This window comes from Thermodesulfobacterium hydrogeniphilum (assembly GCF_000746255.1).
GTDB lineage: Bacteria > Desulfobacterota > Thermodesulfobacteria > Thermodesulfobacteriales > Thermodesulfobacteriaceae > Thermodesulfobacterium > Thermodesulfobacterium hydrogeniphilum.
Map to the genome: position 1 here is coordinate 1 of NZ_JQKW01000004.1, position 8,823 is coordinate 8,823.

9 protein-coding genes are annotated in these 8,823 nt (G+C 32.2%); 4 read left to right on the top strand and 5 right to left on the bottom strand.

Features of this window, described 5'->3' with window-relative positions; genetic code table 11:
* The 4 genes from CC87_RS00375 to rpsL form a co-directional block, all read right to left on the bottom strand.
* Nucleotides 1-383 (bottom strand): GTP-binding protein (locus CC87_RS00375; RefSeq protein WP_038054945.1); only part of this gene is annotated, 383 nt, incomplete at its 3' end.
* 26 nt (nt 384-409) lie between these two features.
* The gene (gene fusA / locus CC87_RS00380; protein WP_038054949.1) at nt 410-2,494 is read right to left on the bottom strand and encodes an elongation factor G; all 2,085 of its coding nucleotides are present in this window, start codon (nt 2,492-2,494) and stop codon (nt 410-412) included.
* Between the two features lie 64 nt (nt 2,495-2,558).
* Nucleotides 2,559-3,032, bottom strand: a complete 474-nt coding sequence (rpsG, locus tag CC87_RS00385; protein ID WP_038054953.1) for a 30S ribosomal protein S7 — start codon at nt 3,030-3,032, stop codon at nt 2,559-2,561.
* 21 nt (nt 3,033-3,053) lie between these two features.
* Complete coding sequence (gene rpsL, locus CC87_RS00390) at nt 3,054-3,425, bottom strand: 30S ribosomal protein S12 (protein ID WP_038054956.1); 372 nt, start codon at nt 3,423-3,425, stop codon at nt 3,054-3,056.
* Nucleotides 3,426-3,603: 178 nt separating this feature from the next.
* Between rpsL and CC87_RS00395 the strand changes: the two genes are divergently transcribed.
* Nucleotides 3,604-4,884, top strand: a complete 1,281-nt coding sequence (locus CC87_RS00395; protein ID WP_038054959.1) for a replication-associated recombination protein A — start codon at nt 3,604-3,606, stop codon at nt 4,882-4,884.
* A 3-nt stretch (nt 4,885-4,887) separates the two neighbouring features.
* Here the strand turns inward: CC87_RS00395 and CC87_RS00400 are convergent, their stop codons facing one another.
* Nucleotides 4,888-6,222 (bottom strand): ArnT family glycosyltransferase, encoded by a 1,335-nt coding sequence (locus tag CC87_RS00400; RefSeq protein ID WP_038054962.1) that lies wholly within the window; start codon nt 6,220-6,222, stop codon nt 4,888-4,890.
* A 67-nt stretch (nt 6,223-6,289) separates the two neighbouring features.
* Here CC87_RS00400 and CC87_RS00405 point away from each other — a divergent pair, with 67 nt between their 5' ends.
* The 3 genes from CC87_RS00405 to CC87_RS00415 all read left to right on the top strand — a co-directional run.
* On the top strand, nt 6,290-7,354 hold the full coding sequence (locus CC87_RS00405; protein WP_038054965.1) for a Gfo/Idh/MocA family protein: 1,065 nt from the start codon (nt 6,290-6,292) through the stop codon (nt 7,352-7,354).
* 3 nt (nt 7,355-7,357) lie between these two features.
* A complete protein-coding gene (locus tag CC87_RS00410; RefSeq protein ID WP_038054968.1) occupies nt 7,358-8,476 on the top strand; it encodes a DegT/DnrJ/EryC1/StrS family aminotransferase in 1,119 nt (372 codons plus the stop codon).
* A 6-nt stretch (nt 8,477-8,482) separates the two neighbouring features.
* Nucleotides 8,483-8,823, top strand: a 341-nt coding sequence (locus tag CC87_RS00415; protein WP_038054971.1) for a glycosyltransferase, incomplete at its 3' end; no start/stop codon positions are given.

An 8,823-nucleotide genomic window follows, 5' to 3' on the forward strand; every position in this document is an offset into this window, starting at 1 on the left:
ACATTAACCTGTCTTGCTAACAACACATGCTCCCTTGTCTGTGGCATAGGCCCATCTGTCGCTGCCACAACAAGAATAGCTCCATCCATCTGCGCCGCACCTGTTATCATGTTCTTTATATAATCCGCATGCCCAGGACAATCTATATGCGCATAGTGCCTCTTCTCCGTCTCATACTCAACATGCGCAAGCTGTATAGTTATACCTCTTGCCTTCTCCTCAGGTGCCTTATCTATATTCTCAAATGGTATCCACTCTGCCCACCCCTTCGTAGATAATACCCTTGTCATTGCACTTGTTAATGTGGTCTTACCATGATCAATATGCCCTATTGTCCCTACATTTAAATGTGGCTTCCTCCTCTCAAATTTCTGCTTAGCCATATTTTCCTCCTCCTATACTAAAAATTTTAACTTCCTTTTGCTTTCTTAATAATTTGTTCTGCTAATTGAGCAGGCACCTTTTCATAATGAGAAAATTGCATTATAAAGTTTCCTCTACCTTGTGTCAGAGATCTTAAAGTGGTAGCATACCCAAACATTTCTGCTAAAGGAACATAAGCAATTATAACCCTGGCATTCCCTCTCATATCCATGCTTTCCACTCTTCCTCTACGAGAAGAAATATCTCCTAAAACATCTCCTAAATACTCCTCAGGCACCACTATTTCTACTTTCATAATAGGTTCTAACAATACAGGATTAGCTTTTTTACAGGCTTCTTTAAATGCCATAGAACCTGCAATGGCAAAAGCAAGATCTGATGAGTCTACTTCATGATAACTTCCATCAACCAATCTCACTTTTACATCTACTACAGGATAACCTGCCAGAACTCCTTCATTCATAGCTTCTCTAACACCCTTTTCAATAGAAGGAATAAATTCCTTAGGTATAACTCCTCCTACTATTTCAGAAACAAACTCAAATCCTTTTCCAGAATTAGGCTCTACAATAAGTTTACAATGTCCATATTGTCCTCTACCACCTGTTTGTCTTATATATTTACCTTCCGCTTCTGCTGGAACAGTAATAGTTTCTTTATAAGCCACTTCTGGTCTTCCAACATTTACACCAACTTTAAACTCTCTGATTAATCTATCTACAATTATTTCTAAATGAAGCTCTCCCATTCCCCAAATAAGGGTCTGCCCGGTTTCATGGTTTACAGTAACCCTAAAAGATGGATCTTCTATAGCTATTTTTTGTAAAGCCAAAGACAGCTTTTCTTGATCTGCTTTGGTCTTGGGTTCAACCGCTATAGATATAACAGGTTCTGGAATTTCAAGTTTTTCAAGCTCTATAGGATGAGCTTCATCACAAAGAGTATCTCCTGTAGTAGTTACCCTTAAACCAATAGCAGCAACAATATCTCCAGCAAAAGCTCCTGTAATTTCCTCTCTTTGATTAGCATGCATTCTAACCAAACGTCCAATTCTTTCTTTTTTTCTCTTGGTGGAATTATATACTGACATTCCACTTTCTAATCTTCCAGAATAAATTCTTATAAAGGTTAAAGTTCCTATATAAGGATCTGTCATAATTTTAAAAGCAAGAGCAGCTAAAGGAGCATCTGGATCAACTGGTCTTTCTTCTATTTCTCCTGTATTAGGATTAACTCCTTTTATAGGTGGAATATCTAAAGGTGAAGGTAAATAATCTATTATAGCATCAAGTAAGGGCTGAATTCCTTTATTTTTAAAAGCTGAACCACATAAAACCGGAACAGCTTTAAAAGTTACGGTTGCCTCTCTTATAGCTTTTTTTATCTCATCTGGGGTTATTTCCTCTCCTTCTAAATATTTTTCCATTATTTCATCATTAATATCAGCAAGGGTCTCAAGCATCTTTATTCTATATTCTTCTGCTTTATCCTTTAAGTCAGCAGGAATCTCTTCATAATGATATTTAGCTCCTAAGGTTTCTTCTTCCCAAATAATAGCTTTCATTTCAATAAGATCTACTATACCTACAAAGGAATCTTCAACTCCTATAGGGATCTGGAGTGGCAAAGGATTAGCTCCTAATTTTTGTTTTATCTGCTCTACTACCCCCTCAAAATTAGCACCAAGTCTGTCCATTTTATTAATAAACGCAATTCTAGGAACTTTATATTTATTAGCCTGTCTCCAAACAGTTTCAGACTGAGGTTCAACCCCTCCAACTGCACAAAAAATTACTACTGCACCATCTAAAACCCTTAAACTTCTTTCAACTTCTATAGTAAAATCTACATGTCCCGGAGTATCAATAATATTTATTCTATGCCCTCTCCAGAAGGTAGTAGTACATGCAGATGTAATAGTAATACCCCTTTCCTGTTCCTGAGGAAGGAAATCCATAGTAGCAGTTCCTTCATGAACTTCACCTATTTTATAGGTCTTTCCAGTATAATAAAGAACTCTTTCTGTGGTAGTAGTTTTACCTGCGTCTATATGTGCAACAAATCCTATATTTCTTGTTGTTTTCAAAATTTTCAGTTCTTCCGGTGTCATAATTACCTCACACCTTCCTGTTTTTTATTTTCTAAATCTTTATTAAGTATTAAGAAAGGGCTAATTACCAGCGATAATGGGCAAAAACTCTATTAGATTCAGCCATACGGTGAGTATCATCTCTTTTCTTTATAGCTGCCCCCCTTTCATTATAAGCATCCCACAATTCATTAGCCAATCTTTCTACCATAGTTCTTTCATTACGAGCACGAGCTGCATTAATAATCCATTTTATAGCTAAGGATACCTGTCTTTCAGGTCTAACCTCTACTGGAACCTGATAATTAGCACCTCCTACTCTACGAGTACGTGTTTCAAGCAAAGGCTTAACATTTTCAACTGCTTTTTCAAAAATCTTTAAAGGATCTTCTCCTCCAGACTTTTCTCTCAATCTTTCTAAAGCTTCATAAAATATCTTACGAGCTACATTTTTCTTTCCATCTTTCATAAGGTTATTTATAAACTTTGCTACTAAAACACTTCCATATTTAGGATCTGGAGGAATCTCCCTTTTTGGCACAGGTCCTTTACGCGGCATATCTCACCCCTTCAATTATTCTTATTTAGGCCTTGGAGTTCCATATTTAGAACGAGATTTTCTCCTATTCTGCACACCAGCAGCATCTAAAGCTCCTCTAATTATCTTATATCTAACACCAGGTAAATCTCTAACACGTCCTCCTCTTACCAAAACCACAGAGTGTTCCTGTAAATTATGTCCAATTCCTGGAATATAAGCTGTAACTTCAATACCATTGGTTAAACGCACTCTCGCAACTTTTCTTAAAGCTGAATTAGGCTTTTTAGGTGTAACAGTATAAACCCTTACACAAACACCTCTTTTTTGTGGACACCCCTGCAACGCAGGCGCTTTAGATTTTTTTACCTTTTTCCCTCTGCCTAACCTCACTAATTGGTTAATAGTAGGCATATTCCCCCTCTTTTCTTTTAAAATTAGACAAAAATTAACAAGCCTCTTATATACTACTTTTTTCTTATCTTGTCAAGAGGTTGCTTTTATTAATTTTAAAATTAAACTTTATTTTTATAAATATTAATAAAAAATATATCCTTAAGGTGAAAATAAATTATAACATCTTTTTTGAGCTATGCAACCCTTAGCAGAAAGATTAAAGCCTAAAAATTTTGAAGAATTTGTAGGACAAACTCACTTAATAGGTGAAAAAGGGCCTTTAAAATATTTGATAAATCATAAAAAACCCTTTTCTTTTATACTCTGGGGCCCTCCTGGAACAGGAAAAACCTCCTTAGCTTATTTAATAGGTCAAGCTTTAAATGCTAATTTTATTATTGTTAGTGCAGTAGATACCACTTTAAAAAATTTAAAAGAAATAATTAATAAAGCCAAACAAATTAAACCCCTTAATAAGTTTACTATCCTTTTTATTGATGAAATCCACAGATTTAATAAAAATCAGCAATCCTTTTTATTGCCTTTTGTAGAAAAAGGTGATATTTATCTCATAGGTGCTACTACAGAAAACCCTTCTTTTGAAATAATATCCCCTCTCCTTTCGCGGATGAAGATTTTTCTCCTCAACCCTCTTTCTAAAAGTGAAATTTTAACTATTTTAAATAGGGCTTTAACTGATAAAGAAACAGGTTTAGGCGATTTAAATATAAAAATAGATAATGATGTTTTAGAAAAAATCGCAGAGGCAAGTGATGGAGATGCACGATCTGCTTTAAATACTTTAGAACTAATAGTAGAAATAGCCTTAGCTCAAAATAAAAACAATATTACCTTAAAAGATCTTCCTGAAAATCTTCTTTTTAAACCACTCCGTTATGATAAAGCTGGAGAAGAGCACTACAATCTTATTTCTGCTTTTCATAAAAGCATGAGAGGAAGTGATCCTGATGCCACTATTTATTGGATGGCAAGAATGCTTTCTGCAGGTGAAGATCCTCTTTATATTGCCAGAAGAATTATAATCTGTGCTGCAGAAGATGTAGGATTAGCTGATCCCATGGCATTGGTAATAGCAGTTGCTGCAAAAGAAGCCTTTGAAACTCTTGGGCAACCAGAAGGAGAACTGGCTTTAGCAGAAGCTGCTCTTTATGTAGCCTGCGCTCCTAAAAGTAATTCTGCTTATAAAGCTCTAAATCTGGCTTATGAAGAAGTAGAAAAAAACAAAAATCTCCCTGTTCCTCTTCATTTGAGAAATCCTGTAACAAAACTCATGAAAAAACTCGGCTATGGAAAGGATTATAAATATGCCCATAATTATGAAAAGGGGTTTATTATACAAGAATTTTTACCTGAAGAAATAAAAAATAAAATATTCTATTTCCCTACAGAAAGAGGAATTGAGAAAAAAATTAGAGAAAGACTTAAATATTTGTGGGGGAAATTTAAAAATTATTAAACATCAATTTTTAATTAAAAAATACCAAATCCTATCCTTTTTATAGGGATCAAATAATATTATTTTATCAATTAAACCCGGTAAAGGTTTTTTAGAAATGATAAAATATCCCTTTTCTAAAAAACTTTTCAATTTTTTCTTGTTTTTTAATACCTTTATAGGTTTACCATAATAATAAATTATTAAAGGCATTTCATCTTGCCAGAAAACTAATTTCTGATGAGGATTAATATTGGCTTTTATTATATCTATTTTATAAGACAAATCCTTTATTTTAAAAATTTGAATAGAAAAATAAGAAACCACACTTAAAATAAAACATATTAAAGCCAAATTTTTTAAAAAAGAAAAATATTTTTCTAATACTAATACAAAAAAGATAGCCCATAAAGGATAAAGATAGAGTAAATATTTATCAAATTTTTCTCCAGTAAAACTTAACAAAAGAACAGGAATAAAAGCAGAAAAAAATATAAAGCTGATTTCTTTTTCTTTTAAAAATTTCCATAATTTAAAACTTTTTGTTTTTAAAACCACCCATGCAAATAAAATAAAATAGAGGATGAAATTTAAAAATAGGGCTTTGAAATAATAATAAAAAGGATCTTTATGAATTATCAAACGTTTACCTAAATCTACAAATAAAAACTCCTGAAAAACTTTCTTTCCAAAATAAAAATACCCATAAAAATACCAGGGCAATATTAAAATTAAAGTTATCAACCAGCCTGATGGATAAAAAAGCAGTTTAAAAACTCTTTTTTCTTTAAAGATAATTCCGTAAACTAAAAAAGCAGGAATTAAAAAGAGATGTAAAGGACCTCTTACCATAAAACTCAATCCTAAAAATAAATAAAAGCTTACTCTATAAAACTCTTTCCCTTTTTTAAAATAAAAATAGGCACAACAAAACATTAAAAAGCTAAAAAGAACAAAAAGAGGCTCTAAATCAATACGGGAAATGAAAGAAAGAAAACGAAAATTGCTTAAAAGAATAATTGAAGTCAGGCAAAATTTATTAAAATTTCTTTCTAAGAGAAAGTAAATTGCTATTAATATAAAAAGATAACTTAAGATAGAAACTAATCTAATAGAAAAAAGATCTCCTTTTGGTTTGGAGGAAAGAATTTTATAAAAAGGGATAGCAATCCAAGTGTATAAAGGAGGTTTAGTAAAATAGGGATTACCGTTATAAGTCTGCAAAAATATATGCTCAGAGGTTTCTTTTATTATCAAAACTCTGCGCGCTTCTTGATAAGAAGAAATAGGCTGAAAATAAGCTAAAATTACTACTCCTAAAAAGAAAACTAAAAGAATTACAAGACATTTTAATTTCATAAATTTTTAAATTTATCCTCAAAATTATACTTTACAATAAAAAAATTAGGTATATCTTTTAGAATTTATGAAACTAAAAATAGCTATTGTAGGTTGCGGAAAGGCTGCTACAAGACATCTTAAAATTTATAAAGAACTTAAAGACGAAGCAGAAGTCGTAGCAGTTTCTGATATAGATCCAGAGAAAGCTCAATCTTTTGCTAATGAACTTTCTGCCAAACCTTATATAGATTATAAAGAAATGCTTAAAAAAGAAGATATCCATGTAGTTGATTTAAGCTTGCCTTCTGGATTACATGCCAGGATAGGTAAAGAAATTCTGGAAAATTTTAAAAAAGATCTTCTTATAGAGAAGCCCATAGCTCTTACTTTAAAAGATGCAGAAATGTTAGTAAACCTTGCAGAAAAATATAATTTAAAATTAGTAACCATTTTTCAAAATAGAGCCAATCTTCCTATAGTAAAAATTAAAGAAATTTTGAATAAAGGTCTTTTAGGAAAAATTATCTTGCTTTCTACCAAATTTTACTGGAGCAGGAACCAAAAATATTACGATTCTGCAGGATGGAGAGGAACCTGGGCTTTAGATGGAGGAGCTTTAGCTCAGCAGGGATGTCATTTTGTAGATATGCTTTATTATCTTGGAGGGGAAGTTGAAAGTGTTTTTGCTAAAATGGGAACCTATTTAGTAAATATAGAAGCAGAAGATTTATTAGTAGGCACTTTAAAATTTAAAAATGGTGCTTTGGGGACCATAGAAGCCACTACCTGTGCAAGACCAAAGGATCTCAAAGCTGAATTGGTAATTCTTGGAGAAAAAGGTTCTGCTATTATAGGTGGATTTGCTATGAATAAGCTTGACTATTTAGCTATAACTGGAATAGAAGATACTATTTCTTTGACAAATGGATTTACAGAAAATCCTCCTCATCCCTTAGGCTTTTCCCATTTTACATATCTTAAATCAGCTATAAAATATTTTAAAACCTCTGAAAAAGATCCCTGGTTGGTAGTTGGAAAAGAAGCTATTCCTTCTCTTGAAGTTATAATTGGATTATACGAATCCGCAGAATCTGGTCAAGAAATAAAATTTCCTTTTGAATCTAAATGGTGCAAATTGGGACGGGGGTAAAAGATGTTTAAAATTCCTTTACTTGATTTAAAACGCTCATGGAAAGAAATAAAAGATGAAGTTTATCAAAACTGGGAAGAAGTCTTTAATTCTATGAAAATCTTAAATGGGAACAATCTTCTTTCTTTTGAAAAAGAGTGGGCAGAGTATCTTGGAACTAAACATGCATTTGGCTGTAGCTCAGGAACTGCAGCTTTATTTATGGCTCTTTATGCCTGTGGAATTGGTAAAGGTGATGAAGTCCTTTTACAGTCTAATGGATTTATAGCTGATTTAGAAGTTATTTACTGGATAGGAGCAACTCCTGTACTTTTGGATGTTGATCCCAAAACCTTTGGACCAGATCTGAAAGATTTAAAGAGAAAAATAACTCCCAAAACCAAAGCTCTTCTTCTGGTTCACATGTATGGCCATCCTGCAGAAATGGAGGAAATTCTTGAAATATGCAATGAATACGAAATTATATTAATAGAGGATGCCTCCCATGCTCATGGAGCAGAATATAAGGGTAAAAAAATTGGAACTTTTGGGAAGGTAGGTTGTTTCAGTTGTGGTCCTGTTAAAAATTTAAATGCTATAGGAGATGCAGGAGTTATTGTAACTAATGATGATGAATTGGCTTATAAAATCAAATATTTAAGAGTCCATGGCCAAGTAGAAAAAAATCATTCTCATTTCTTTGGACTTAATTCAAGACTTGATGAATTACAAGCTGTTATCTTAAGAGCAAAACTTAAAACCCTGGATGAAAAAAATGAAGTAAGAAGAAACATAGCTAAAAAATATCATGAAGCTCTTTCTGATATCAAAGATTTAGAACTTCCTCCTTTAGATCCTGACTATAAAAAAAGTGTTTATCATAGATATGTAATTAAAACACCTTATAGAGATGAGTTAGCCAAATTTTTAAAAGAAAAAGGCATAGGAATTGGTTATTATTATCCCATTCCTTTACATTTACATAAAAGTTATTTAGAAACTTATAAAACCTTTTTAAGTTTTCCTGCAGCAGAAAAATTAGCTAAGGAATCCTTGGCTATACCTCTATATCCTGAATTAGAAGATAAAGAAATAGATTATATTATCAATTCTATAAAAGAATTCTTTGCTAATAAAAATTAAATCAAAATGAAAATCTCAGTAGTAATACCAGTGCATAATGAGGAAAAAAATATACCCATAGTTTATAAAGAAACAAAAGAAGTCTTAGAAGCATTAGCTCAAACTAAAGCTTATTCCTATGAAATTATATTTGTAAATGATGGCAGCTCTGATAACTCTCTAAATATCTTAAAATATCTTAAAAAATCTGATCCCTTTTTACGAATCCTTAACATGGATAAAAATAGAGGTGAAGCTGCTGCTCTTACAGCTGGTTTTTATCATGCTACAGGAAATATTATTATCTCAATGGATGGTGATGGACAAAATGATCCTAAATACATTAAAGATTTAATAGAAAACATAGA